The sequence below is a fragment of the Pseudomonas sp. KBN10P06128 genome (assembly GCF_037574945.1).
In the GTDB taxonomy this organism is placed as follows: Bacteria; Pseudomonadota; Gammaproteobacteria; order Pseudomonadales; family Pseudomonadaceae; genus Pseudomonas; species Pseudomonas aeruginosa.
In genome coordinates this window covers 2717610-2742969 of the sequence record NZ_JBBELR010000001.1, presented here as the reverse complement: position 1 = coordinate 2742969, position 25360 = coordinate 2717610, and the positions used below count along the sequence as shown (strand labels likewise).

The window sequence follows — 25360 nt, the reverse complement described above, 5'->3', positions numbered from 1 at the left end:
CGCGTCACGAACGTAGCCGGGCGATCAGGCTGGAGGTATCCCAACGACCGCCGCCCATCGCCTGCACTTCGGCGTAGAACTGGTCGACCAGCGCCGTGACCGGCAACTGCGCGCCGTTGCGTCGCGCCTCGGCGAGCAGGATCGACAGGTCCTTGCGCATCCAGTCCACGGCGAAGCCGAAGTCGAACTCTCCGGCCAGCATGCTCTGGTGGCGGTTTTCCAGTTGCCAGGACTGAGCCGCGCCCTTGCCGATCACCTGCATCGCCGCCTCGCCGTCGAGACCGGCGCACTGGGCGAAGTGCAGCGCCTCGGCCAAGCCCTGGAGCAGCCCCGCGACGCAGATCTGGTTGACCATCTTGGTCAATTGCCCGCTACCCACGTCGCCCATTCGCCGGACCATCCGCGCATAGCTGCGCAGCAGCGGTTCGGCGCGTCGATAGAAGGCCTCCTCGCCACCGACCATCACCGTCAGGGCGCCGTTGACCGCGCCCGCCTGGCCGCCGGAGACCGGCGCGTCGAGAAAGCCCAGCTCACGCTCGGCAGCCAGCAGCGACAGCTCGCGGGCGACTTCCGCCGAAGCGGTGGTGTGGTCGACGAACAGGCTGCCCGGCGCCATTCCGGCGAAGGCGCCCTGCTCGCCCAGCGCCACGGCACGCAGGTCGTCGTCGTTACCGACGCAGCAGAACACCAGTTCGGCGCCGGCACAGGCCTCGCGCGGCGTATCGGCGTATCGTCCGGCGTACTCCTCGACCCAGCGCAGCGCCTTGGCCGACGAGCGATTATAGACGCAGACGTGATAGCCCTCGCGCTGCAGGTGCCCGGCCATCGGGTAGCCCATCGTGCCCAGGCCGAGAAATGCGACCGCAGTCATTCCGTCATCTCCTCGAAATCCGATCCCGCAGCCTAGCACAGCGGTTTGCCGAGGTCCGGAAGCCCCGCCATACTCAGCGCGGACCCTGGTATGGATAGCTCCGATGCCTCACTGGCTGGTAATCGATCTGGAGGCCACTACCGCGGAAGGCGGCTGGCCCCTGGAGGAAATGGAAATCATCGAGATCGGCGCCACCCTGGTCGCCGCCGCGGACGCCCGCGAACTGGACCACTTCCAGCGTTTCGTACGACCGGTCAGGCGGCCGCTGCTGACCCACTTCTGCCGCGACCTCACGCATATCAGCCAGGCCAACGTCGATGGCGCCGCCCATCTCGACACGGTCTGGGAAGCCTTCGAGCGCTGGCTCGCCCAGCATCGTCCGCGACTGGCCGGCTGGGCCAGCTGGGGCGACTACGACCGCCGCCAGCTGGAGCAGGAATGGCGCCAGCACGGGCTGACCAGCCAGCTCAGCGAAGTGCCGCACGTCAATCTCAAGCAACGCTTCGGCGAAGTCCGCCAGCTGCCCCGCCCGGTCGGCCTGAACGCGGCCCTGCAACTGGCCGGGATGAGTTTCCAGGGCCAGCAGCACCGCGCCCTGGAGGATGCCCGCAATACCGCACGGCTGCTGCCGCTGGTATTGCCGGTGGAGCATTGAACGAGGCCCGCGCCGCCTAGTGACGCCTAGTGACGCCTAGTGACGCCTTTCCGAGGCTTGGGCATACTGGCGGGCCTTTTCAAACCCGCCTGTTCACCCCTTCAGGAGAAGCCCATGTTCAAGGTCAACGAATACTTCGACGGCACCGTCAAATCCATCGCCTTCGACATGACCGCCGGCCCGGCCACCATCGGCGTGATGGCGGCAGGCGAATACGAATTCGGCACCAGCCAGCTGGAGATCATGCATGTGGTCGCCGGCGCGCTGACGGTCAAGCTGCCGGGCAGCGACGAGTGGCAGGAATACGCCAGCGGCAGCCAGTTCACCGTCCCGGCGAACAGCAAGTTCCAGCTCAAGGTCGCCCAGGACACCGCCTACCTCTGCGAATACCGCTGAGCCCGGGCAGACAGGAAAACCGGCCGCAGGCCGGTTTTTTCTTGGCCGCCGTCCAGCGGCAGCGGAGGGATCGGTACGCTCATCCGCCGCTGGAGCGGCTTGCCTAGCCCATTCAGCCCTGCGGGAAGCGGTAGTGGCCGATGACCTGGTAGCGGAACAGCAGGTCCTCTTCCCGCACGCCGGCACCGATGTTGTGCAACACCAGCGGCCTGCCCTCCAGCCTGCGATCGGAAAGCACGCCGATATGCAGCAGGCCGTTGTCCAGGCGCCAGGCGACTATGTCTCCGGCCCGGTAGGCGGAGGCGTCGCGGCTCGGCGTCAGTGCCAGGCCCTGGCGGCTGAACCAGGTCATCAGGTTCGGTACGCGGCGGTGATCGATGTTGCGGTCGGTGCCTTTCATCCCCCATTGCTGCGGGTAGGCCGCGAAGTGGCGACGCATGTCCTCGTGCACCGCCTTCTGCAGGTCCAGCCCCTGTCCACGCAGCGCACGGACCACCACGTCGGTGCAGACCCCGGTCTGCAGCGGCACGTCGCCGCCCGGATAGTCCAGTTGCCGGTAGGCCGGGTCGTAGCCCAGGGTCACGCCCACCTGGGCACGCGCCGCATCCACCAGTCGCTGCGGTTCGACCGCAGCGGCCGCCGCCAGTGGCAGTCCGAGCATGGCGAGCAGCAACAGGCGGCGCAGCGCGCCGGATACGTCCTTGTCCATCCTTTTCCTCCTAGGCGCCCGCGGGCGCGTCCTGGTCCTTCCCGTATCCCAGCGGATACAGCAGTTCTTCCTTGTAGCCGGCCCAGACCCGGATGGCGTCCGGGAAGCTGTCGTCCAGCGCCGGGTCGCCGCTGTCGACCAGCAACGGGCGGCCCCCGAGGGTCCCCAGCTTGCGCTTGGTGGCGACCACCCGCATGCGCTCCAGGCCGATGGCGCGCAACACCCGGGGACTGATCTGCTGGTTGCCGCGACCGATCACGTGGCCCTGGCCGCCGATGGCGGTGACCAGCAGGAACGCCGGATGACCGTCCACCAGTTCGAACAGCCTCGCCTCGTCGACGTCGCGGGCGAGCACCGAGCCATTCTCCAGCACATCGACGCCCAGCAGGGTGGTTTCCAGGCCGAGGTTGCGCGCCAGGCCATGCAGGGTCGAGCCCGGTCCGAGCACATAGCGCACGCCGTCTTCCCAGCTTTCCGCCAGCCAATCGGCGAGGTCCACCAGCACCAGCTCCTCGGACTCCATCCCTGCCTGCTTCACGTGCTGCATGAAGTGGCCCTCCTCCGGCACCGTCATCTCGCCGTACCAACGCGCGGCGACGCGGCCGGCGCGCAGCGCCTCTTCGTCGAGGTCGCGCACCTCGCCGCTGGCCAGGCGCACCAGGCCGCCCTCGACCAGGCGCCTGGCCAATTCGCCGGCCGCGCGCGGACTGATGGCATAGACCCCGGAGTGGATCTTCACCCCGGCCGGAATGCCGAGCACCGGCTGTTGCTCGCGCACCACCCCGGCAACATCCCGTGCTGTGCCATCACCACCGGCGAACAGGATCAGGGCGACGCCGGCCTCCTGCAAACGCTCGACCGCCAACCGGGTATCCGCCGCGCTGCTGACCGCTCCCTGCCACTCGCCGAGCAGGCGATGGCGGAAGCCCATGCGCTCGAGCAACTCGCCGCCCATGGCCCCGGGAAAGGTCAGGAACTCGATCTTCTCGACCAGCGGCAACAGGCACTCCAGGGCTATCCGGGTGCGCTCCAGCGCACGTGGTTCGGTGCCTCTGGCCAGGGCCTCGGCGGCCACCCCGTCGCTGCCCTTCAAGGCGACCGGGCCACCCAGCCCGGCCAAGGGATTGACCACCAATCCCAGGCGAAACATGTCCATACTCATCCTCGGGCGAACTCCAGGGCGCCCACACCGGTCGGACCACTATAACCAGAAAAACCCAGCGGTAGCCGGCAAGCTGGCACGCCGGCTGCAAGATTGCTATGGTCCATGGCTTTCGCGTTGGAGCGGCACGACATCCGCCGTTTGTCACGGCGGTTTCATCTGCGCTCCCTAGACTGCCGATAAACCTGATGAGGAGACGGGCAATGAATTCGCAACACACCGATACCGCCAAGCGCCGCGTGATCCCCTTCAATACGCAGCAGCACAGCGGTGGCGCCATCATCGACGCCCAGGGCCGGGAAATCCCGATCACCGAGGTGATGATCCAGCGCGCCTGCCGCGAACTGGACAGGTCCCTGGAGCAGGAACAGAAGCAGGCCTGAGCGCCCGCCAGCACGACTTCGAAGCCCGGCATCCGCCGGGCTTTTTTTCGCTTGCGCGAAGCCGCGCCCTAGCTCGGCGCCGGCAGGTCCTCGCCGACCAGGTCGAGGAAGGTCTCGACGATCCGCCGCGAACGCTGTTCGCGCAGGCACACCAGGGTCTCGGTCAGGCGTCGCTGGCAATCGACGATGGGCAGCGCATGGACCCGCGTGTCGGCGCCGAACTCCGCGGCCGACACCACCCCCACGCCGATCCCCGCCACCACCGCCTCGCGCGAGGCCTCGCGGCCCTCGACCTGGATCGCCGGGCGGATCCGCAGGCCGGCGCGGCTCATCTCCTCCTCCAGGGTCTGGCGGGTCACCGAGCCCTGCTCGCGCAGCACCAGCGGCATGTCGTCGAGATCGGCGAGGCGGATCGACTCGCGCCCGGCCCACGGATGGCTGAGCGAAACGAAGGCGACGATCGGGTCGTTGCGCAGGGTCAGCGAAATCAACCGCTCGTCGCTGACGTCCCGGCCCAACAGGGCCAGGTCGGCCTGGTAGCTGAACAGTCGCTGCAGAGACTCGTCGGTATTGCCGGTCTCCACTCGCACCGCGATACCCGGATAGCGCTCGCAGAAACGCGCGATCTGCGGCAATACGTGCACCGGCGCATCCACCGCCAGGGTCAGGGTGCCGGTCTGCAGGGCGCTGGAGGCGGACAACAGCTCCTCCGCCTCGGCCTCGATCGCGAACAGCCGCTGGGTCACCGCGAGCAGGCGCTCGCCCAGTTCGCTCAGGCGCACCGAGCGCTTGTTACGGTGGAACAGCAGCACGCCGTAACGCTCCTCCAGCTTGCGCACCTGGTCGGAAACCGCCGGCTGGGTGAGAAACAGGCGCTCGGCGGCGCGCGTGAAGCTGCCGTACACGGCGACCGCATGGAAAGCCTTCAACTGCGCATGGGATACCGACATGGACCTTCACCACTCCAGGCAGGACAAGGGGTTCCGCGCCATGGGCGGCGCACACGGGGATGACCGTTCGGTCAACTTCCTCGACCCACGCCGCGCCAGGCCTACGGACAAACAAGTAAAACTTATATTTAAAATTTGATAAATCGATTTCATTTATTTATCCGGAATTGTTTCCATCCCTTCACCACAGCGCGCCAGCGCCTCGGCAGCCAGCCCCTGCCTGGGCATGCGCAACCCTTACCCAGGAGGTGAAGCCGACTCCAGATCCCTCTGACCAAGCACCGCGACATGGCGGTGCGGAAGTGCTCATCAGAACAACAACAAGGCGTGTTCCCCTCACACCTGCCGGCACCGATAACAAGATCGAGGTCAGAACCATGAATCAACGTCCCGGGACGGCGCTGCCGTCCTCTCCCGTGTCCAGCTTCCAGCGCTGGCGCCTGCAGATATTCGCGATCACCTGGCTGGCCTACGCCGCCTTCTATTTCACCCGCAAGGCCTTTTCCGTCGCCAAGCTCGGCATCGCCGAAGATCCGGGCTTCCAGTTGGACAAGATGGCGATGGCCGATCTCGACGCCATCTACCTCGCCGCCTATGCCGTCGGCCAGTTCACCTGGGGCGTGCTGGCCGACCGCTTCGGCCCGCGCATCGTGGTGTTCGGCGGCCTGCTGATCTCCGCACTGGCCGCGCTGGTCATGGGCACCTTCGCCACCCTGCCGATCTTCGCCACTTGCATGGTGGTCCAGGGACTGGCGCAGTCCACCGGCTGGTCGGGGCTGTGCAAGAACATCGGCAGTTTCTTCGCCACCCACGAACGCGGTCGGGTGCTCGGCCTGTGGAGCACCTGCTACGCCTTCGGCGGCCTGGTCGCCTCGCCGTTCGCCGGCTGGTGGGCGTACAGCGTGTTCGGTACCTGGCACGCGGCGTTCTACTCCAGCGCCGCGGTGGTCGGCGGCGTGGCCCTGCTGTTCCTGTTGTTGCAGCGCAACCGCCCGGAGGACGTCGGCCATCCACCCGTCGAACCGCAGGTCGCGAGCGAGGCCGTGCGCTATGCCGGCTTCAGGCCGGAAGGCGGCAACGGCGGCAGCCTGCAGGTGCTCGCCAAGGTGGTGCGCAACCGCACGGTGCTCTGCCTCGGCCTGGCCTACTTCCTGCTCAAGCCGGCGCGCTACGCGATCCTCCTGTGGGGACCGGTGATCGTCTACGAACGCATGCCGGCGCTCGGCAAGGTCGGCGCGGCGATCGTTCCCACCGCCTTCGAGGTGGCTGGCCTGCTCGGCCCGATCCTGATCGGCTTCGCCTCGGATAAGCTGTTCGGCGCACGGCGCATGCCGGCCTGCGTGATCAGCCTGCTGGCGCTGACCGTCTGCCTGGCACTGTTCGTCCCGGCGATGACCACCGGCAGCATTCCGATAGTGGTCGGCCTGCTGTTCATGATGGGACTGACCCTGTACGGCCCGGACTCGATGATCTGCGGCTCCGCCGCCATCGACTTCGGCACCGGCGAGGCCGCCGGCACCGCCTCCGGCTTCGTCAATGGCTGCGGTTCGGTGGGCGCGATCCTCGGTGGCCTGCTGCCCGGCTATTTCGACACCTACACGGTGTTCATCGGCTTCACCGTCGCCGCCCTGATCGCCACCGCGGTGCTCCTCCCGCACTGGAACAGCCGACCCGACGGTGTTGTGAAAGGCCACAGGAACATCCCCAGCCTGGGGGACTTCCGCCCGATCCGCTCCTGACTCCGGCGCGCCCGCCGCGCCACCAGCGTCTTTTCAAGCCAGGGAAACCCTCATGCATATCGAACGCTTCGAAGTCGTCAAACGCCGGGCCGAAATGGCCCTGCACGGCAACACCCTCTACATCGGCGGCCAGGTCGCCGACGATCCCAGCGGTGACATCCAGGACCAGACCCGCCAGGTCCTGGAGAACATCGACCGGCTGCTCCAGAGCGTCGGCAGCGACCGCGGCCAGGTGCTCTCGGTACGCATCCTGCTCGCCCACCGCGAGGACTACGCCGGTCTCAACCAGGTCTGGGACCAGTGGTTTCCCGAAGGCCGGGCGCCGACCCGCGCCTGTAGCCTGGCCGAGTTGATCGACCCGCGCTGGCGGGTGGAAATGATCGTCGTCGCCGCCCGTCCGCAGTGAGAGCACAGCCATGACCTTCCGACCCTTCTGGCTGGACCAGGCCCTACGCTCCGAACATGCGGCCCCCTGCCCGCCGCTGGCCGGCGATACCCGCGCCGACCTGTGCATCGTCGGCGGCGGCTACACCGGCCTGTGGACCGCCATCATGCTCAAGGAGCACGATCCCGGACTCGACGTGGTGCTGGTCGAGGCCGACCTCTGCGGCGCCGGCGCCAGCGGCCGCAACGGCGGCTGCGCGCTGTCCTGGTCGGCCAAATTCTTCACCCTGGAACGGCTGTTCGGGCTCACCGAGGCGATCCGCCTGGTCAAGGCCTCCGAGGACAGCATCCGGGCCATCGGCGCCTTCTGCCAGCGCTACGACGTCGAGGCCGACTACCGGCTGGACGGCACCCTCTATACCGCCACCAACCCGGCCCAGGTCGGCAGCACCGACAGCGTGATCGCCGCCCTGGAACGCCATGGCATCAACTCCTTTGCCAAGCGCCCGCTGGCCGACGTGCAACGCCTGGCCGGCTCGCGCCGGCACCTGGAAGGCTGGTTCTCGCCGGCTGCCGCGACGGTGCAGCCAGGCAAGCTGGTTCGCGGCCTGCGCCGGGTCGCCCTGCAACTGGGGGTACGCCTGTACGAAGGTACGCCGATGCGAGGACTGGAGCACGGCCGCCCGGCGGAAGTGGTCACCCCCCACGGGCGGGTCGTCGCCGACCGCGTGGTGCTGGCGCTGAACGCCTGGATGGCGAGGGCCTTCCCGCAGTTCGAACGCAGCGTGGCGATCGTCTCCAGCGACATGCTCATCACCGAGCCACGACCGGACCTGCTGCAGGAGATCGGCCTGACCAGCGGGGTCAGCGTGCTCGACTCGCGGATCTTCGTGCATTACTACCACAACACCCCGGACGGCCGGCTGATGCTCGGCAAGGGCGGCAACACCTTCGCCTACGGCGGACGCATGCTGCCGGTGTTCGACCGCCCCTCACCGTATCTCGGGCAACTACGCGGCAGTTTGCGGGAGTTCTTCCCCGAGTTCGCCGAGGTCGCCATCGAAGCCAGCTGGAACGGTCCATCGGATCGCTCGGTGACCGGCCTGCCGTTCTTCGGCCGGCTCGACGGCCGCGACAATGTGTTCTACGGCTTCGGCTACTCCGGCAGCGGCGTCGGCCCATGCCACATGGGCGGGCAGATCCTTTCTTCGCTGGCGCTCGGCCTGGACAATCCCTGGACCCGTTCGCCGCTGACCCAGGGACCGCTCGGTCGCTTCCCGCCGGAGCCGATCCGCTATGTCGGTTCGCTGATGGTGCGCAACGCGATCCGCCGCAAGGAGCACGCCGAAGACGTCGGCCGGCGCCCGCGTCATCTCGACGTACGCCTGGCCAGGTTCGCCGCCGCCGCGGGCAAGGCCGACAAGGGTTGAGCCGCTTTCCGGGCGCCTCCTCAGCCCATTCGGGGGCGCCCTTCTTTTTCCTTCGGTTTCGATTTCGCTCAAGCAAAGGTCGTAAAAAGCACATTTAATTCACCCGTCAGCCTGTGCGAGGCTGTTCCAACCCCTGGCCCAGTTTTCCTTCATGCACCTACCGACGACGCGCACCCTGCCCTACCAGCCTTCCGCCAACCCGGCCGGAACGCCCGCGCGTCTACCCCGCAAGCACAGCCGCTGGCTGGAACTGGAGCCACTCGCCCTCCCTCTCGAACTGGCCTTCTGGGCGCTCTGGCATTGCCGCCACGCGCGTCCGCCGGATGCTCGTCACGCCTGATTTCCCTCCGGCCCCGCGCAACGGCGGGGCCGGCCTGCCGCTTGCATGCCGTTCCGCGACGCTGCCGTCGCCGGAGCGCCGCTGCGAGCGTCGCGACGCTACCGGACAAGACCGACAAGAGAGCCCCATGAACTTCGCCTGCGAACAAGAAGCCCAGGATTTCCTGGCCGCCAACCCCGATATCGAACTCTTCGAACTGTTCATCCTCGACGCCAATGGCGTGCCGCGCGGCAAGCTGCTGCACCGCGACGAACTGCTGGCCGTCTACCGCAGCGGCCGGCCGCTGCCGAGCACCATCCTGGGGCTGACGATGAACGGCGAGGACGTCGAGGACTCCGGCCTGGTCTGGGACGTCGGCGACATCGACTGCCGCGCCTACCCCCTGTCCGGCAGCCTGGTGCGCCTGCCCTGGCGGCAGATCCCGACGGCGGCGGTGCAGGTCAGCATGCACCCGAGCGAGGGCCTGCCCGCCAGCATCGCCGATCCGCGGCACCTCCTGGTGCGCACCATCGACGCGCTGAAGAGCGACGGCTATCACCCGGTGATGGCCGCCGAGCTGGAGTTCTATCTGCTCGACCGTGAGCGCGACGCCAACGGCCGCCCGCAACCGGCCCGCGACGCGGATGGCGGCCGCCCGCGGGCAACCCAGGTCTACGGCCTGCGCGAACTGGAGCAGATCGAGCCGTTCCTCGCCGACCTCTATGCCGCCTGCAAGGCGCAGGGCCTGCCGGCACGCACGGCGATCTCGGAATATGCCCCGGGCCAGGTGGAAATCACCCTCGACCACGGCGACGCCCTCGCCGCCATGGACCAGGCGATCCGCTACAAGCGCCTGGTCAAGGGCGTCGCGCACAAGCACGGAATGCTCGCCTGTTTCATGGCCAAGCCGTTCGACGACCTGGCCGGCACCGGCATGCACCTGCACGTCAGCCTGGCCGACGAACAAGGCCACAACCTGTTCGCCAGCGACGACCCCGCCGGCACGCCGTTGCTGCGCCAGGCGGTCGGCGGCATGCTCGCCAGCCTGCTCGACTCGCTCCTGCTGTTCTGTCCCAACGCCAACTCCTACCGGCGCTTCCAGGCCAACAGCTACGCGCCGCTGGCGCAGACCTGGGGCGTCGACAACCGCACCGTGAGCCTGCGCGTGCCGGGCGGCCCGGCCTCCAGTCGGCATATCGAGCACCGCATCTGCGGCGCCGACGCCAACCCCTACCTGGCCGCCGCGGCGCTTCTCGCCGGGGTCCACCGCGGCATCCGCGAAGGCATCGATCCGGGCACGCCGGTGGAGGGCAATGGCTACGCCCAGGCCGGCAAGCGCCTGCCCACCGACTGGCTGACCGCCCTCGACGCCCTGCAAGGCTCCGAGTGGGCGCGGGAAGCCTTCGGCGAGCCGTTCCTCGGCGTCTACCTGGCGGTGAAGCGCGCGGAATACCGGCAATTCATGGGCGAGGTCGGCGAGCAGGACTGGCGCTGGTACCTGACCCAGGCCTGAGCCACCCCGGACCCGCCCGCATACGGCGGCGCGCCGGCAGGACGCGCCGCACTGGAACAAGGAATACCCGATGAACGCAGCAATCCATCCCCGTCCGGCCGCGGAACGCGCGCCGTCCTACTACGCCGCCACGCTCAACGAGGAAACCGACTATCCGACCCTGCTGGGCGCGGTGACGGTCGACATCGCCATCATCGGCGGCGGCTTCACCGGCGTCGCCACGGCGGTCGAACTGGCCGAGCGTGGCTACAAGGTGGCCCTGGTCGAGACCCATCGCATCGGCTGGGGCGCCAGCGGGCGCAACGGCGGCCAGGTCACCGGCAGCCTGTCCGGCGACGCGGCGATGCACAAGCAGATGCGCCAGTGGCTGGGCGCCGAGGTCGAGGACTTCATCTGGCACCTGCGCTGGCGCGGCCACGAGATCATCCGCCAGCGGGTGGAGAAGTACGGCATCGCCTGCGACCTCCGCCATGGCCACCTGCACGCGGCGATGAAGGCCAGCCACATGGGCGAGCTGCAGGCCTCCTACGAGGAGGCGGTGCGCCGCGGCATGGGCGACCAGGTGCTCCTGCTGGACAAGGCCGGCGTCCAGGCCCACCTGGAGACCGAGCTGTATTGCGGCGCGCTGAAGAACACCCGCAACATGCACCTGCACCCGCTCAACCTGTGTATCGGCGAGGCCAGGGCGGCGGCCGGCCTCGGCGCGCTGATCTTCGAACATTCCGAGGTCCTGGATATCGTCCACGGCCCGCGGCCGGCGGTGATCACCCGCGAGGGAAGGATCGAGGCGCAGCAGATCCTGCTTGCCGGCGATGTCTACCACAAGCTCGAACGCAGGCAGCTCAAGGGGATGATCTTCCCGGCCATGGGCGGAATCGTTACCACCCGGCCGCTGGGCGAGCTGGCAGGGGAGATCAACCCGCAGGGGCTGGCGGTCTACGATTGCCGCTTCGTCCTCGATTACTACCGCCCCACCGCCGACGGCCGCCTGCTGTTCGGTGGCGGCGCCAACTACTCGGGCCGCGACTCGCGGGACATCGCCGCCGAGCTGCGGCCATGCATCGAGCGCACCTTCCCGCGCCTGAAGGGCGTGGAGATCGAGTTCCAGTGGAGTTGCGCCATGGGCATCGTGATGAACCGCATCCCCCAGCTCGGCAAGCTCTCCGACAACGTCTGGTACTGCCAGGGCTACTCGGGGCATGGCGTGGCCACCAGCCACATCATGGGCGAAATCATGGCCAAGGCGATGAGCGGGAGCCTGGAGCAGTTCGACACCTTCGCCCGTTGCAAGCACCTCAGGGTGCCGCTGGGCGACCTCTTCGGCAATCCGATGCTGGCCGCCGGGATGTGGTACTACCAGCTCATGGAGAAGCTGCGCTGAAGCGCGTGGGATGGCGGGGTCCGCGGAAGGCCTAGTCGGCCTTCTTGCGGATCCAGTAGAGATAGGTGCCCGCCTCTTCCTGCTGCTCGACCAGCTCGTGACCGAGGAACACGCAGAACTTGGGGATGTCGCGGCGGGTCGAGGGATCGGTGGCGATCACCTTGAGCAGGCCGCCGGGCGCCAGGTCGCGGACCTTGTTGTGCAGCATCATCACCGGCTCGGGACAGTTCAGGCCGGTGGCGTCGAGAATGGCGTCGACAGAATGGGTCATCGGGAAACTCCGCAACAGAATCCGCGCATTGTCGCGCATGCGGCGCGGCCGGTCACCTGTCCCCGGCCGGAATGCCGCCGCCCCTCAGCGTTCGAGGCGGCGTAGATGGCAGGTCACTTCCTCGCGGTCGTGATACAGCTGCTTGCAGCCGATCGCTACCTTCAGGCCGCGCGCGTCGAAGCTCTCGCGCAGGCGCTGGAGGATCTTGCGCACCTCGGCGTAGCGCTGCTTCATCGGCAGCTTGAGGTTGACCACCGCCTCGCGGCAAAGCCCTTCGCCGATCCAGGTCTCGATCAACGCACCGGTGCGTGCCGGCTTCTCGACGATGTCGCAGACCATCCAGTCGACCCGCTGGCGCGGGCGGTACTGGTAGCCGTCGACCTTCTGGTGGTCGACCAGCCCGGAATACATCAGGTTCTCCGCCATCGGCCCGTTGTCCACGGCGGTCACCCGCATCTCCCGGTTAACCAGTTGCCAGGTCCAGCCGCCCGGCGCCGCACCGAGGTCCACGGCGAGCATGTCCGGCGCCAGGCGCTTGTCCCATTCGCTGCGCGGGATGAACTGGTGCCAGGCTTCCTCCAGCTTCAGCGTCGAACGGCTCGGCGCCTCGCGGGGAAACTTCAGGCGCGGGATGCCCATCGGCCAGAGCGCGCTGTTGCGCGGCTCGGCGAGGCCGACGAAGACTTCCCGGCCGGAGCGGAAGGTCAGCAGCAGGCGCGGCAGCGCCGGGTCCTCCTGCAACCGCCCGGCCTTCACCAGCGCGGCGCGCAGCGGTTTCTCGAACTTGCGGCAGAAGGTCGAGACCTCCTTGCCGGCATTGGTGTCCAGCACCTCCAGCCAGAGGCTGCCGCAAACCGGATAACTCGCCAGTTCCGCCAGCAGTACCTCAATGCGCTGGCTTTCCGGCAATTCGATGAAGCCGGGCCCGCGCGCCCACTGGCGCGGGAAGATCAAGTCGGCGAAACGCAGGCGGCGCATCAGGCGCTCGGCGCCGTCGGCGTCCTGGCAGACGAACTCGACGTGGGCGCTGGCCGGCTTGCTCTTGGCGTAGCCGGGAATCTCGAGAGTGGCTGCATGCTCGGCGATTTCGGCGCAGACTTCACCTTCGAAGCCTGGCCGGCAGTGCATCAACAGGGTATTCATGGGGTTGTCTCCTTGGCCGCGCACTATAGTGCCGGGCATGCCTCAAGGGAACTGCAGCGACCGTTCGTCGGTCCAGTGTATATGGCAGGAGCCCTCGAGCCGGTCTAGCTTGAAGGTTTCGAACAACGCTATCCCAAAGTCTGACTCTCGCCAGCGGCCGGTACCGATGGGATCGGGCCACCGCGCATTACCGAGGTAACGGCACCCTGGCGTCCGCGGACGCCGCGGGTCCCGGGCGAAGCCAGGCACTATCGGCTCGACGACGGGCCTGGCGTCAGGACGAGGCCAGGCCCGCCGCCCCCGGGCCCGCCGTGAGGAAATCAGAAATGCCTGCTTTGGACAGCCTGAAAACCCTTCGCAGTCTCGCTGTGGACGGCAAGACCTACCACTACTACAGCCTCCCGGAAGCCGCCCGGACCCTGGGCGATCTCGGCAAGCTGCCGATGTCGCTGAAGGTCCTGCTGGAAAACCTCCTGCGCTGGGAGGACGGCAGCACCGTCACCGGCGACGACCTCAAGGCCCTCGCCGGCTGGCTCAGGGAGCGCCGCTCCGACCGCGAGATCCAGTACCGCCCGGCGCGGGTCCTGATGCAGGACTTCACCGGGGTGCCCGCGGTGGTCGACCTGGCCGCCATGCGCGCGGCCATGGCCAAGGCCGGCGGCGACCCGCAGAAGATCAACCCGCTGTCGCCGGTGGACCTGGTCATCGACCACTCGGTGATGGTCGACAAGTTCGCCAGCGAATCGGCCTTCGAACAGAACGTCGAGATCGAGATGCAGCGCAACGGCGAACGCTACGCCTTCCTGCGCTGGGGCCAGAACGCCTTCGACAATTTCAGCGTGGTACCGCCGGGCACCGGCATCTGCCACCAGGTCAACCTGGAGTACCTGGGCCGCACGGTCTGGACCAAGGAAGAGGATGGCAGGACCTACGCCTTCCCCGACACCCTGGTCGGCACCGACTCCCACACCACCATGATCAACGGCCTCGGCGTGCTCGGCTGGGGCGTCGGCGGCATCGAGGCGGAAGCCGCCATGCTCGGCCAGCCGGTATCGATGCTGATCCCCGAGGTCATCGGCTTCAAGCTCACCGGCAAGCTGCGCGAGGGCATCACCGCCACCGACCTGGTGCTGACCGTCACGCAGATGCTGCGCAAGAAGGGCGTGGTGGGGAAATTCGTCGAGTTCTACGGCGACGGCCTGGCCGACCTGCCCCTGGCGGACCGCGCCACCATCGCCAACATGGCCCCGGAATACGGCGCCACCTGCGGCTTCTTCCCGGTGGACGAGATCACCCTCGGCTACCTGCGCCTGTCCGGACGCCCGGAAAGCACGGTCAAGCTGGTCGAGGCCTACAGCAAGGAACAGGGCCTGTGGCGCGAGAAGGGCCACGAGCCGGTGTTCACCGACACCCTGCACCTGGACATGGGCGAAGTCGAGGCCAGTCTGGCCGGACCGAAGCGCCCGCAGGACCGCGTGGCCCTGCAGAACGTCGCCAGCGCCTTCAACGAGTTCCTCGGCCTGCAACTGCATCCCTCCAGCACCGAAGAAGGCCGCCTGCTCAGCGAGGGCGGCGGCGGCACCGCGGTCGGCGCCAACGCCGCCTTCGGCGAGATCGACTACCAGCACGACGGCCAGACCCACCGCCTGAAGAACGGCGCGGTGGTGATCGCCGCCATCACCTCCTGCACCAACACCTCCAACCCCAGCGTGATGATGGCCGCCGGCCTGCTGGCGAAGAAGGCGGTGGAGAAAGGCCTGCAACGCAAGCCCTGGGTGAAGAGTTCGCTGGCGCCGGGCTCCAAGGTGGTCACCGACTACTTCAAGGCCGCCGGCCTGACCCGCTACCTCGACGAACTCGGCTTCGACCTGGTCGGCTACGGCTGCACCACCTGCATCGGCAACTCCGGGCCGCTGCTGGAGCCGATCGAGAAAGCCATCCAGCAGGCCGACCTGACCGTCGCCTCGGTACTCTCCGGCAACCGCAACTTCGAAGGCCGCGTGCACCCGTTGGTGAAGACCAACTGGCTGGCCTCGCCGCCGCTGGTGGTGGCCTACGCCCTGGCCGGCAGCGTGCGGATCAACCTCAGCGAGGAACCGCTGGGCACCGGCAAGGACGGCCAGCCGGTCTACCTGAAGGACATCTGGCCGAGCCAGAAGGAAATCGCCGAGGCGATCCAGAAGGTCGACACCGAGATGTTCCACAAGGAGTACGCCGAGGTCTTCGCCGGCGACGAGAAATGGCAGGCGATCCAGGTGCCGCAGTCGGACACCTACGAGTGGCAGGCCGACTCCACCTACATCCAGCATCCACCCTTCTTCGAACACATCGCCGAGGCGCCGCCGGCCATCGCCGACGTCGAGCAGGCGCGGGTGCTGGCGGTGCTGGGCGACTCGGTGACCACCGACCACATCTCCCCCGCCGGCAACATCAAGGCCGACAGCCCGGCCGGCCGCTACCTGCGCGAGCACGGCGTGGAACCGAAGGACTTCAACTCCTACGGCTCCCGTCGCGGCAACCATGAGGTGATGATGCGCGGCACCTTCGCCAACATCCGCATCAAGAACGAGATGCTCGGCGGCGAGGAAGGCGGCAATACCCTGTACGTGCCCAGCGGCGAGAAACTGGCGATCTACGACGCGGCCATGCGCTACCAGCAGGACGGCACCCCGCTGGTGATCGTCGCCGGCAAGGAATACGGCACCGGCTCGTCGCGCGACTGGGCGGCCAAGGGTACCAACCTGCTGGGCGTGAAGGCGGTGATCGCGGAGAGCTTCGAGCGCATCCACCGCTCCAACCTGGTCGGCATGGGCGTGCTGCCGTTGCAGTTCGAGAACGGCCAGGACCGCAAGAGCCTGAAGCTGACCGGCAAGGAGGTGCTGAACATCCGCGGCCTCGGCGGCGAACTCAAGCCGCACATGCCGCTCAGCGTGGAAGTGACCCGCGAGGACGGCAGCCAGGACAGCTTCAAGGTCCTCTGCCGCATCGACACCCTCAACGAGGTCGAGTACTTCAAGGCCGGCGGCATCCTCCACTACGTGCTGCGCAGCATGCTCTGAGGCAGCGGCGGTACGCGCGGAGGGGTGGCTTCGGCCACCCCTTTTTCATTCCGGCGCCCGGGGCGGCGGGCGCTTCGCAGGGCGAACAACGCCCCTGCGTCATCCGCCGATACCCCGCAGTACCGGCGAATGGCCGCCTCGCGCTTATCCGCCAGGCCCCTCCCCAGCCCATGCGCGCCGCCGGGAATGACACGAAACCGTAACGTATTGACCTCCATCAGCGAATCCGCCATCTATCCGACCACGTGGTCGGTTCTCATGCTTTGGGTCAATAGCTATCTGTTTTTCCTCGTGAAAGCATTCACAAATCCCTCATGTGAAAGGCGTTTTCGCCGATGCAGAGGTAAATGCTTCACTTGTTTTGGAAGGCCCATGCGCAACAATCAACCGATCACCCAGCACGAGCGCGTCTATCCGGCGGAGCAACGCCTGATCACCACCACCAATCTCAAAGGCATCATTACCTACTGCAATGAAGCCTTCATCGACATCAGCGGCTTCAGTCGCGAGGAGCTGATGTCCGCGCCGCACAATCTGATCCGTCACCCCGACGTCCCGCCGGCGGTGTTCGCCCACATGTGGACCACCCTCAAAGCCGGCCGCCCGTGGATGGGGATCGTCAAGAACCGCTGCAAGAACGGCGACCACTACTGGGTCAGCGCCTATGTCACGCCGATCTACGACCAGGGCGCGGTGGTCGGCTACGAGTCGGTGCGGGTCAAGCCGACCGCCGAACAGATCCAGCGCGCCGAGGCCCTCTACCGTCGCCTCGGCGCCGGCAAGCCGGCGATCCCCCGGCGCGACCGCTGGCTGCCGGTACTGCTCGATTGGCTGCCGTTCATCCTGATCAGCCAGATCGGCTTCCTCATCGGTATCTGGCTGAACTCCTGGTGGGGCTTCATCCTCGCCGGCCTGCTCGCCGTTCCGCTCGGCCTGGCCGGACTGCGCTGGCAGAAGCGCGGGCTGAAGCGCCTGATGCGGCTCGCCGAACAGACCACCTCCGACCCGCTGATCGCGCAGATGTACACCGACAGCCGCGGCGACCAGGCGCGCCTGGAAATGGCCATCCTCAGCCAGGACGCGCGTCTGAAGACCTGCCTGACGCGCCTGCAGGACACCGCCGAATACCTCACCGAACAGGCGCGCCAGGCCGACACCCTGGCCCACCACAGCTCCGCCGGTCTGGAACAGCAGCGCGCAGAGACCGAACAGGTGGCCACCGCGGTCAACGAGATGGCCGCCACCACCCAGGAAGTGGCGAACAATGTCCAGTTGACCGCCGACGCCACACAGAAGGCCAACGAACTGACCTCGCGCGGCCGCGACATCGCCGCGGAGACGCGCAACGCCATCCAGCGCCTGTCGGAGTCGGTGGGCGAGACCGGGGCCGCGGTGAGTCGCCTGGCCCAGGACAGCAACGAGATCGGCGGTGTGGTCGATGTGATCAAGGGCATCGCCGACCAGACCAACCTGCTCGCCCTCAACGCCGCCATCGAGGCGGCGCGGGCCGGCGACCAGGGGCGCGGCTTCGCCGTGGTAGCCGACGAAGTGCGCTCGCTGGCGCAACGCACCGCGGCCTCCACCGAGCAGATCCACCATCTGATCGCCAAGTTGCAGAACACCGCCAACGATGCGGTGCATACCATGGAGAGCGGCCTGCAGCAGGCCGAAGCCGGGGTCCAGCGGGTGCTGGAAGCCGACAGCGCGCTGGTCGGCATCAGCGAGGCGGTCAGCAACATCACCGAGATGACCACCCAGATCGCCGCCGCCGCGGAAGAACAGAGCGCGGTGGCCGAGGAAATCAACCGCAACATCAGCACCATCGCCGCCCTGGCCGAGCAGACCTCCGACGAGGCGCTGCGCACGGCGAAACTGAGCGAGGAACTGACCACCACCGCGCAGAGCCAGTATTCCCTGGTCGAGCGCTTCAACCGCTGAGATCAGGCCGCGGGGAGGAAGCTCCCCGCGCCTGCCGTCACTTGAAGTCCCATTGCATCTGCGCCGGGATGCTCACCGCGCTGGACGACTGCACGCAGACGTCGAGGTAGTCGGTGAAGCGCGGTGGCGCGGAGATCCCCTCCTCAAGCAGACGGCTGTTGTCGAACAGGTAGTTGAGGTCGGCAAAGCCGCTGTACAAGCGCAACGCGCGCAGGACCAGACGCGGATTGGCCGGGCCGATGCGCGACTCGAAGCTCTTCGCCAGTTCCTTGAGGTCGTCCACCTCCACCTTGCGGTAGCGCTCGCCTACCGGCGCCGCCCCGTTGGCGCGGGCGAAGGCCTCGTCGATCTCACCGAAGGTGCAGGCCGCGCGATGGCCGGCGGAGATATGGTAGAGGCTGTGCCCCAGGCACGGCTTCAGCGCCAGGCCGATCAGCGCCTCGGCGCAGTAGTCGACCGGGATCACGTCGATCTGCTCGTCCAGGCCGCAGGTGAAGCTTTCCAGGGCGAAGCCCATGCGGAAGACCCAGAAGATGCTACCGGAGGCCTGGCAGCCAAGGGTACGGTGGCCCACCACGATGGATGGCCGCGCCACCACCAGGGGCAGGCCCGGCAGTTCCTCGCGCATACGCCGCTCGATTTCCGCCTTGGACGCGGTGTAGTCCACCAGTTGCTGCTCCGCCGCCGGGAATTCCCAGGACTCGCTGATCGGCGACTCTCGCTGCGGTCCGCAGCACATCGCGGTACCGACGTGGAGGAAACGCTTCAGTCGCTTCGAACGGCTCAGCACGTCGGCGAAGGCGAAAGTGCCGTCGACGTTGACCGGCCAGATGGTCGGGTTCTTCGAGAACGACGCTACGGCGGCGCAATTGATCACCCGCTCCACCTGCATCAGGCGCGGCGTCTCGCGGGCCAGCCAGGAGGTGTCGAGGAAATCGCCGCAGAGGATCTGCTCCGCCCGCAGTGCCAGGCAGTCGGCTTCGTCGACGCCATGCATCAGCAGGTTGCCGCGCAGGCGTTCGAGCCCCTGCTGGCGGGATTCGGCGCGGACCAGGAAGGACAGGTTGGCGCCGTGCCCGGCGGCGATCAGCTGGGCGGCGACCGAACCGCCGAGAAAGCCGGTGGCCCCCGTCAGCAGGATGCGTTCGCGGGTATCGATAGCGGTGATCTGCTCACCGTCGGCATGCATGTTCATGTCTTCCCCCCTCAGAGAAGTCAGTCGCCCACGCCTCGATGCGAGGGTGGTTGCGCCGCAGCTTATGAGGGGATGCCTTAAGGAACCGTTAATGGCCCTGGAGCCCGCGAAGGAAGCCGGCCACCTCCCGCGCCGTTGCCGCCAGGTGCTGCTCGTGGGTCAGGCCGGAGGCCTTCAGCGGCTTGAGGTCGTGGTCCGCCGCGGCCAGCCAGTGCAGGCGGATCGTCGGCGCCAGCGCATAGCCCGCCACCGCCTCGCGGTTGCCCAGGGCATCGCGCTCGCCCTGGACGATCAGGGTCGGCGTGCGCAGCCCGGCGAGGTGCGCGACCCGCGGCTTCTCCGGCTTGCCGGCGGCGTAGAACGGGTAGCCGAGGCAGACCAGGGCATCCGCGCCCAGCTCGTCGGCCAGCAGGCTGGCCATGCGCCCGCCCATCGACTTGCCGCCCAGGGCCAAGGGCCCGCCCAGGGTCTCGCGGACCTGCGCATGGACCCGCCGCCAGCAGTCGAGCAACTGCGCCTGCGGATTCGGCGGACGCTTGCGGCCGTCCTCGCGGCGCTGGGCCATGTAGGGAAACTCGAAGCGCGCGACGGCGATGCCCTGGGCGGCGAGCAGTTCGGCGATGCGCTCCATGAACGGGCTGTCCATCGGCGCCCCGGCGCCATGGGCGAGAATCAGGGTAGCCGACAGCGAGCCGGCCGGGCGGTTCCATTTCAGCGACAACTTGCCACACCTCGTATGCAGTGGGGGTCGGGAAGCCAATTGATCCCGATCAATATTTCATAACGCCCCATTATCCATGCTTCCTCTCGCTAATTACGCCAATTAGACCAGCCCCAATGGGGGGACGCCCGGCATCCCAACTGCCGGAAAAGCCATAGCGTATAACCGTGGATGGAAGCCCATAGCATGAGCACCACTAACCCAGAGTCCGCCTATAACTACAAGGTGGTCCGCCAATTCGCCATCATGACCGTGGTCTGGGGCATCGTCGGCATGACCGTCGGTGTCCTGATCGCCGCCCAGCTGGTATGGCCCGACCTGAACTTCGGCTTGCCGTGGACGAGCTTCGGCCGCCTGCGCCCGCTGCACACCAACGCGGTGATCTTCGCCTTCGGCGGTTGCGCGCTGTTCGCCACCAGCTACTACGCGGTGCAGCGCACCTGCCAGGTGCGACTGTTCTCCGACACCCTCGCCTCCTTCACCTTCTGGGGCTGGCAACTGGTGATCCTGCTGGCCGCCATCAGCCTGCCGCTGGGCTACACCTCGTCCAAGGAGTACGCCGAGCTGGAGTGGCCGATCGACATCCTGATCACGGTGGTCTGGGTCGCCTACGCGGTGGTGTTCTTCGGCACCCTGGTCAAGCGCAAGGTCAAGCACATCTATGTGGGCAACTGGTTCTTCGGCGGGTTCATCCTCACCGTCGCCATGCTCCACGTAGTGAACAACCTCGAGCTGCCGGTGACCTTCACCAAGTCCTACTCGCTGTACGCCGGCGCCACCGACGCCATGGTCCAGTGGTGGTACGGGCACAACGCCGTGGGCTTCTTCCTCACCGCCGGCTTCCTCGGCATGATGTACTACTTCGTGCCCAAGCAGGCCGAGCGTCCGGTCTACTCCTACCGCCTGTCCATCGTCCACTTCTGGGCGCTGATCGCGGTGTACATCTGGGCCGGCCCGCACCACCTGCACTACACCGCGCTGCCGGACTGGGCACAGTCGCTGGGCATGGTGATGTCGCTGATCCTCCTGGCGCCGAGCTGGGGCGGCATGATCAACGGCATGATGACCCTCTCGGGCGCCTGGCATAAGCTGCGCAGCGACCCGATCCTGCGCTTCCTGGTGGTGTCCCTGGCCTTCTACGGCATGTCCACCTTCGAAGGCCCGATGATGGCGATCAAGACCGTCAACGCCCTCTCCCACTACACCGACTGGACCATCGGCCACGTACACGCCGGCGCCCTCGGCTGGGTCGCGATGGTTTCCATCGGCTCGCTCTACCACCTGATCCCGAAGGTCTTCGGCCGCGAGAAGATGTACAGCCTGGGCCTGATCAACGCGCACTTCTGGCTGGCCACCATCGGCACCGTGCTGTACATCGCCTCGATGTGGGTCAACGGCATCACCCAGGGCCTGATGTGGCGCGCGGTTAACGAGGACGGCACCCTGACCTACTCCTTCGTCGAAGCGCTGGCCGCCGGCCACCCCGGCTTCATCGTGCGCATGCTCGGCGGTTTCATCTTCCTGCTCGGCATGTTCCTGATGGCCTACAACACCTGGCGCACCGTCAGTGCCGCCAAGCCGGCCGAATACGAAGCCGCCGCACAGATCGCCTGAGGAGCCGAGCATGAAACACGAAATACTCGAGAAGAACGTCGGCCTGCTGGCGCTATGCATGGCCGTGGCCGTGAGCATCGGCGGCCTGACCCAGATCGTGCCGCTGTTCTTCCAGGACGTGACCAACACCCCGGTCGAAGGCATGAAGCCCTATACCGCGCTGCAACTGGAAGGCCGCGACATCTATATCCGCGAAGGCTGCGTCGGCTGCCACTCGCAGATGATCCGTCCGTTCCGCGCCGAGACCGAACGCTACGGCCACTACTCGGTGGCCGGCGAGAGCGTCTGGGACCACCCCTTCCTGTGGGGTTCCAAGCGTACCGGCCCGGACCTGGCCCGCGTCGGTAGCCGCTACTCCGACGACTGGCACCGCGCGCACCTGTTCAACCCGCGCAACGTGGTGCCCGAGTCGAAGATGCCGGCCTACCCGTGGCTGGTGGAGAACAAGCTCGACGGCAAGGACATCGAGAAGAAGCTCGAAGTGATGCGCACCCTCGGCGTGCCCTATACCGACGAAGACATCAAGGGCGCCAAGGACTCGCTGAAAGGCAAGACCGAAATGGACGCCGTGGTCGCCTACCTGCAGGTGCTCGGCACCTCGATCAAGAACAAACGGTGACGGCAATGGATATCGGGACGCTGCGAGGACTCGGCACGCTGCTGATCATGGTCGCCTTCATCGGTCTGGTGATCTGGGCCTACAGCGGCAAACGCAAGAAGAGCTTCGACGAAGCGACGATGCTGCCCTTCGCAGACGATCCCGAAGCCAAAAAGCACGTCGAGCAAGCTTCTAGGAGTAACAAAGAATGACCACCTTCTGGAGTCTGTACATCACAGCTCTTACCGTCGGTACCTTGATCGCCCTGCTCTGGCTGGTCTTCGCCACCCGCAAGGGCGAGGCCAAGGGTACTACCGAAAAGACCATGGGCCACTCCTACGACGGCATCGAGGAGTATGACAACCCGCTGCCGAAGTGGTGGTTCATGCTGTACATCGGCACCATCGTCTTCTCCGTCGGCTACCTGGTCCTGTACCCGGGCCTGGGTAACTGGAAAGGCGTGCTGCCGGGCTACGAGGGCGGCTGGACCCAGGACAAGCAGTGGGAACGCGAGATGAACATCGCCCAGGAGAAGTATGGGCCGATCTTCGCCAAGTACGCCGCCATGCCCATCGAGGAAGTGGCCAAGGACGAGCACGCCATGAAGATGGGCAGCCGCATGTTCGCCACCTACTGCTCGATCTGCCACGGTTCCGACGCCAAGGGCGCCCTCGGCTTCCCCAACCTGGCCGACAACGAGTGGCGCTGGGGCGGTGACCCGCAGAGCATCGAGACCACCATCCTCGGCGGTCGCCACGCGATCATGGCGGCCTGGGGCGACATCCTCGGCGAAGACGGGGTGAAGAACGTCGCCGCCTACGTCCGCACCGAACTCGCCGGGCTGAAGCTGCCGGAAGGCACCAAGGCCGACGTCGAGGCCGGCAAGCAGATCTTCTCGGTCAACTGCGTCGCCTGCCACGGCCCGGAAGGCAAGGGTACCGCCCTGGTCGGCGCGCCGAACCTGACCAACCCCGGCGCGTTCATCTACGGCTCCAGCTACGCCCAGCTCCAACAAACCATCCGCCATGGCCGCCAGGGCCAGATGCCGGCCCAGGAGCCCTACCTGGGCAAGGAAAAGGTGCACATCCTGGCCGCCTACATCTACAACCTGTCGCACAACCAGGGCAGCAACTGACCCCTCCCCCCACCCGCGCCCTCCCGGGCGCGGGTCCTTCCCCCGGTCTCAGACCTTAGTCCCAGGCGGCGCGACGAAGTGTCGCACCAGCGGACGCCTTTCCTACCCTTCCTTTTCAATCGCGTCTAAGCTGCTCTGCATTCGTCCCTCTCCGGCAGAGCGACGGGACACCTAACTTCACCGGCCGAACCCACTCGTCCGGATAGCGCCAGAAAGCCATACGGCCGCCTTGGAAAGCGCTCTGAAGCAGGCATCAAACTGGCGTCGCCCCTGGCCTGGCGCGTTGCAATGCCCACCCGCTTTCTCCATACTTGCCGCCGATTTTTTGTCCCTAAAAAAGTCCATTAACCGTGGAACCCCTAGCATGAGCACAGCAATCAGTCAGACTGCTTATAACTATAAGGTGGTCCGCCAGTTCGCCGTTATGACGGTGGTCTGGGGGGTCATTGGAATGGGTCTCGGTGTCCTGATCGCCGCCCAACTGGTATGGCCCGAATTGAACTTCGACCTGCCGTGGACGAGCTTCGGCCGCCTTCGCCCCCTGCACACCAACGCGGTGATCTTCGCCTTCGGTGGGTGCGCCCTCTTCGCCACCTCGTACTACGTGGTGCAACGTACCTCGCAAGCCCGACTGATTTCAGACACGCTGGCGGCCTTCACCTTCTGGGGTTGGCAGGCCGTGATCGTGGGCGCCGTGCTGACCCTGCCGCAGGGTTTCACCACCTCCAAGGAATACGCCGAACTGGAATGGCCGCTGGCCATCCTCCTGGCGATCGTCTGGATCACCTACGCGATCGTGTTCTTCGGCACCATCGTCAAGCGCAAGGTCAAGCACATCTATGTGGGCAACTGGTTCTACGGTGCCTTCATCCTGGTGACGGCGATGCTGCACATCGTCAACCACATGTCGCTGCCGGTGAGCTGGTTCAAGTCCTACTCCGCCTACTCCGGCGCCACCGATGCGATGGTCCAGTGGTGGTACGGCCACAACGCCGTGGGCTTCTTCCTGACCACCGGCTTCCTCGGCATGATGTACTACTTCGTGCCCAAGCAGGCCGAGCGTCCGGTCTATTCCTATCGCCTGTCCATCGTCCACTTCTGGGCGCTGATCTCCCTGTACATCTGGGCCGGCCCGCACCACCTGCACTACACCGCGCTGCCGGACTGGGCGCAGTCGCTGGGCATGGTGATGTCGCTGATCCTCCTGGCACCGAGCTGGGGCGGCATGATCAACGGCATGATGACCCTCTCCGGCGCCTGGCATAAGCTGCGCACCGACCCGATCCTGCGCTTCCTGGTGGTCTCCCTGGCCTTCTACGGCATGTCCACCTTCGAAGGCCCGATGATGGCGATCAAGACCGTCAACGCCCTCTCCCACTACACCGACTGGACCATCGGCCACGTGCACGCCGGCGCCCTCGGCTGGGTGGCGATGATCTCCATCGGCTCGCTCTACCACCTGATCCCGAAAGTCTTCGGTCGCCCGCAGATGCACAGCATCGGCCTGATCAACGCGCACTTCTGGCTGGCCACCATCGGCACCGTGCTGTACATCGCCTCGATGTGGGTCAACGGCATCACCCAGGGTCTGATGTGGCGCGCGGTCAACGAGGACGGCACCCTGACCTACTCCTTCGTTGAAGCACTGGTCGCAAGCCACCCGGGCTTCATCGTGCGCATGATCGGCGGTGGTTTCTTCCTCACCGGCATGCTGCTGATGGCCTACAACACCTGGCGCACCGTGCGTGCTGCCAAGCCGGCCGAATACGAAGCCGCCGCGCAGATCGCCTGAGG

24 protein-coding genes are annotated in these 25360 nt (G+C 66.8%); 16 read left to right on the top strand and 8 right to left on the bottom strand.

Annotated elements, in window-relative coordinates; translation table 11 throughout:
• Positions 1–4: 4 nt before the first annotated feature.
• A complete protein-coding gene (locus VQ065_RS13060) occupies positions 5–871 on the bottom strand; it encodes an NAD(P)-dependent oxidoreductase (RefSeq protein ID WP_003110964.1) in 867 nt (288 codons plus the stop codon).
• A gap of 103 nt (positions 872–974) precedes the next feature.
• On the opposite strand from VQ065_RS13060, the gene VQ065_RS13055 reads away from it, so the two are divergent.
• Positions 975–1526, top strand: a complete 552-nt coding sequence (locus VQ065_RS13055) for an exonuclease domain-containing protein (RefSeq protein WP_003087377.1) — start codon at positions 975–977, stop codon at positions 1524–1526.
• A gap of 114 nt (positions 1527–1640) precedes the next feature.
• On the top strand, positions 1641–1922 hold the full coding sequence (ppnP, locus tag VQ065_RS13050; protein ID WP_003087375.1) for a pyrimidine/purine nucleoside phosphorylase: 282 nt from the start codon (positions 1641–1643) through the stop codon (positions 1920–1922).
• 112 nt (positions 1923–2034) lie between these two features.
• Here ppnP and VQ065_RS13045 read toward each other — a convergent pair whose 3' ends face one another.
• Positions 2035–2631, bottom strand: coding sequence for a DUF1287 domain-containing protein (locus VQ065_RS13045; RefSeq protein ID WP_003087371.1), 597 nt, complete (start codon positions 2629–2631; stop codon positions 2035–2037).
• Positions 2632–2641: 10 nt separating this feature from the next.
• Positions 2642–3787 (bottom strand): ATP-NAD kinase family protein, encoded by a 1146-nt coding sequence (locus VQ065_RS13040; RefSeq protein ID WP_003087369.1) that lies wholly within the window; start codon positions 3785–3787, stop codon positions 2642–2644.
• 209 nt (positions 3788–3996) lie between these two features.
• On the opposite strand from VQ065_RS13040, the gene VQ065_RS13035 reads away from it, so the two are divergent.
• Positions 3997–4176, top strand: a complete 180-nt coding sequence (locus tag VQ065_RS13035; RefSeq protein WP_003087367.1) for a PA1571 family protein — start codon at positions 3997–3999, stop codon at positions 4174–4176.
• A gap of 68 nt (positions 4177–4244) precedes the next feature.
• On the opposite strand, the gene VQ065_RS13030 is transcribed toward VQ065_RS13035, so the two are convergent.
• Positions 4245–5126, bottom strand: a complete 882-nt coding sequence (locus tag VQ065_RS13030) for a LysR substrate-binding domain-containing protein (RefSeq protein WP_003087365.1) — start codon at positions 5124–5126, stop codon at positions 4245–4247.
• 377 nt (positions 5127–5503) lie between these two features.
• Here VQ065_RS13030 and VQ065_RS13025 point away from each other — a divergent pair, with 377 nt between their 5' ends.
• From VQ065_RS13025 to VQ065_RS13000, 6 genes are all read left to right on the top strand, one after another.
• Positions 5504–6865, top strand: a complete 1362-nt coding sequence (locus VQ065_RS13025; RefSeq protein ID WP_020750793.1) for an MFS transporter — start codon at positions 5504–5506, stop codon at positions 6863–6865.
• 52 nt (positions 6866–6917) lie between these two features.
• Positions 6918–7271 (top strand): RidA family protein, encoded by a 354-nt coding sequence (locus VQ065_RS13020; RefSeq protein WP_003087359.1) that lies wholly within the window; start codon positions 6918–6920, stop codon positions 7269–7271.
• A 10-nt stretch (positions 7272–7281) separates the two neighbouring features.
• A complete protein-coding gene (locus VQ065_RS13015; RefSeq protein ID WP_003087356.1) occupies positions 7282–8679 on the top strand; it encodes an FAD-dependent oxidoreductase in 1398 nt (465 codons plus the stop codon).
• A gap of 151 nt (positions 8680–8830) precedes the next feature.
• Entirely contained in the window at positions 8831–9019 is a 189-nt protein-coding gene (locus VQ065_RS13010) for a hypothetical protein (RefSeq protein ID WP_011666714.1), read from the top strand.
• Positions 9020–9146: 127 nt separating this feature from the next.
• Positions 9147–10511 carry a glutamine synthetase family protein gene (locus tag VQ065_RS13005; protein WP_003087351.1) on the top strand — a complete coding sequence of 455 codons (1365 nt, stop codon included), beginning with the start codon at positions 9147–9149 and terminating at the stop codon, positions 10509–10511.
• Between the two features lie 70 nt (positions 10512–10581).
• Positions 10582–11892 (top strand): NAD(P)/FAD-dependent oxidoreductase, encoded by a 1311-nt coding sequence (locus VQ065_RS13000; protein ID WP_003087349.1) that lies wholly within the window; start codon positions 10582–10584, stop codon positions 11890–11892.
• A 31-nt stretch (positions 11893–11923) separates the two neighbouring features.
• On the opposite strand, the gene tusA is transcribed toward VQ065_RS13000, so the two are convergent.
• Together tusA and rlmM are read right to left on the bottom strand one after the other, a co-directional pair.
• The gene (gene tusA, locus VQ065_RS12995) at positions 11924–12163 is read right to left on the bottom strand and encodes a sulfurtransferase TusA (RefSeq protein WP_003105999.1); all 240 of its coding nucleotides are present in this window, start codon (positions 12161–12163) and stop codon (positions 11924–11926) included.
• A gap of 84 nt (positions 12164–12247) precedes the next feature.
• Complete coding sequence (gene rlmM / locus VQ065_RS12990; RefSeq protein ID WP_003087345.1) at positions 12248–13306, bottom strand: 23S rRNA (cytidine(2498)-2'-O)-methyltransferase RlmM; 1059 nt, start codon at positions 13304–13306, stop codon at positions 12248–12250.
• 326 nt (positions 13307–13632) lie between these two features.
• Between rlmM and acnA the strand changes: the two genes are divergently transcribed.
• Positions 13633–16365: an aconitate hydratase AcnA gene (gene acnA, locus VQ065_RS12985; RefSeq protein ID WP_003087332.1), complete on the top strand. Its 2733-nt coding sequence runs from the start codon at positions 13633–13635 to the stop codon at positions 16363–16365.
• Positions 16366–16737: 372 nt separating this feature from the next.
• Positions 16738–18303, top strand: a complete 1566-nt coding sequence (locus VQ065_RS12980; protein ID WP_003087330.1) for a methyl-accepting chemotaxis protein — start codon at positions 16738–16740, stop codon at positions 18301–18303.
• Positions 18304–18340: 37 nt separating this feature from the next.
• On the opposite strand, the gene cprA is transcribed toward VQ065_RS12980, so the two are convergent.
• Positions 18341–19498: a cationic peptide resistance protein CprA gene (cprA, locus tag VQ065_RS12975; RefSeq protein WP_003087328.1), complete on the bottom strand. Its 1158-nt coding sequence runs from the start codon at positions 19496–19498 to the stop codon at positions 18341–18343.
• 88 nt (positions 19499–19586) lie between these two features.
• Positions 19587–20219: an alpha/beta hydrolase family protein gene (locus VQ065_RS12970; protein ID WP_003087326.1), complete on the bottom strand. Its 633-nt coding sequence runs from the start codon at positions 20217–20219 to the stop codon at positions 19587–19589.
• A 186-nt stretch (positions 20220–20405) separates the two neighbouring features.
• On the opposite strand from VQ065_RS12970, the gene ccoN (VQ065_RS12965) reads away from it, so the two are divergent.
• From ccoN (VQ065_RS12965) to ccoN (VQ065_RS12945), 5 genes are all read left to right on the top strand, one after another.
• Positions 20406–21833, top strand: coding sequence for a cytochrome-c oxidase, cbb3-type subunit I (ccoN, locus tag VQ065_RS12965; RefSeq protein WP_003087322.1), 1428 nt, complete (start codon positions 20406–20408; stop codon positions 21831–21833).
• Between the two features lie 10 nt (positions 21834–21843).
• Complete coding sequence (gene ccoO / locus VQ065_RS12960) at positions 21844–22452, top strand: cytochrome-c oxidase, cbb3-type subunit II (RefSeq protein ID WP_003087318.1); 609 nt, start codon at positions 21844–21846, stop codon at positions 22450–22452.
• A gap of 5 nt (positions 22453–22457) precedes the next feature.
• Positions 22458–22643, top strand: a complete 186-nt coding sequence (locus VQ065_RS12955) for a CcoQ/FixQ family Cbb3-type cytochrome c oxidase assembly chaperone (protein WP_003087314.1) — start codon at positions 22458–22460, stop codon at positions 22641–22643.
• The gene (ccoP, locus tag VQ065_RS12950; RefSeq protein WP_003087308.1) at positions 22640–23566 is read left to right on the top strand and encodes a cytochrome-c oxidase, cbb3-type subunit III; all 927 of its coding nucleotides are present in this window, start codon (positions 22640–22642) and stop codon (positions 23564–23566) included. Before VQ065_RS12955 ends, ccoP begins: the two co-directional genes overlap by 4 nt.
• 364 nt (positions 23567–23930) lie before the next feature.
• A complete protein-coding gene (gene ccoN / locus VQ065_RS12945) occupies positions 23931–25358 on the top strand; it encodes a cytochrome-c oxidase, cbb3-type subunit I (protein ID WP_003087306.1) in 1428 nt (475 codons plus the stop codon).
• Positions 25359–25360 lie beyond the last annotated feature (2 nt).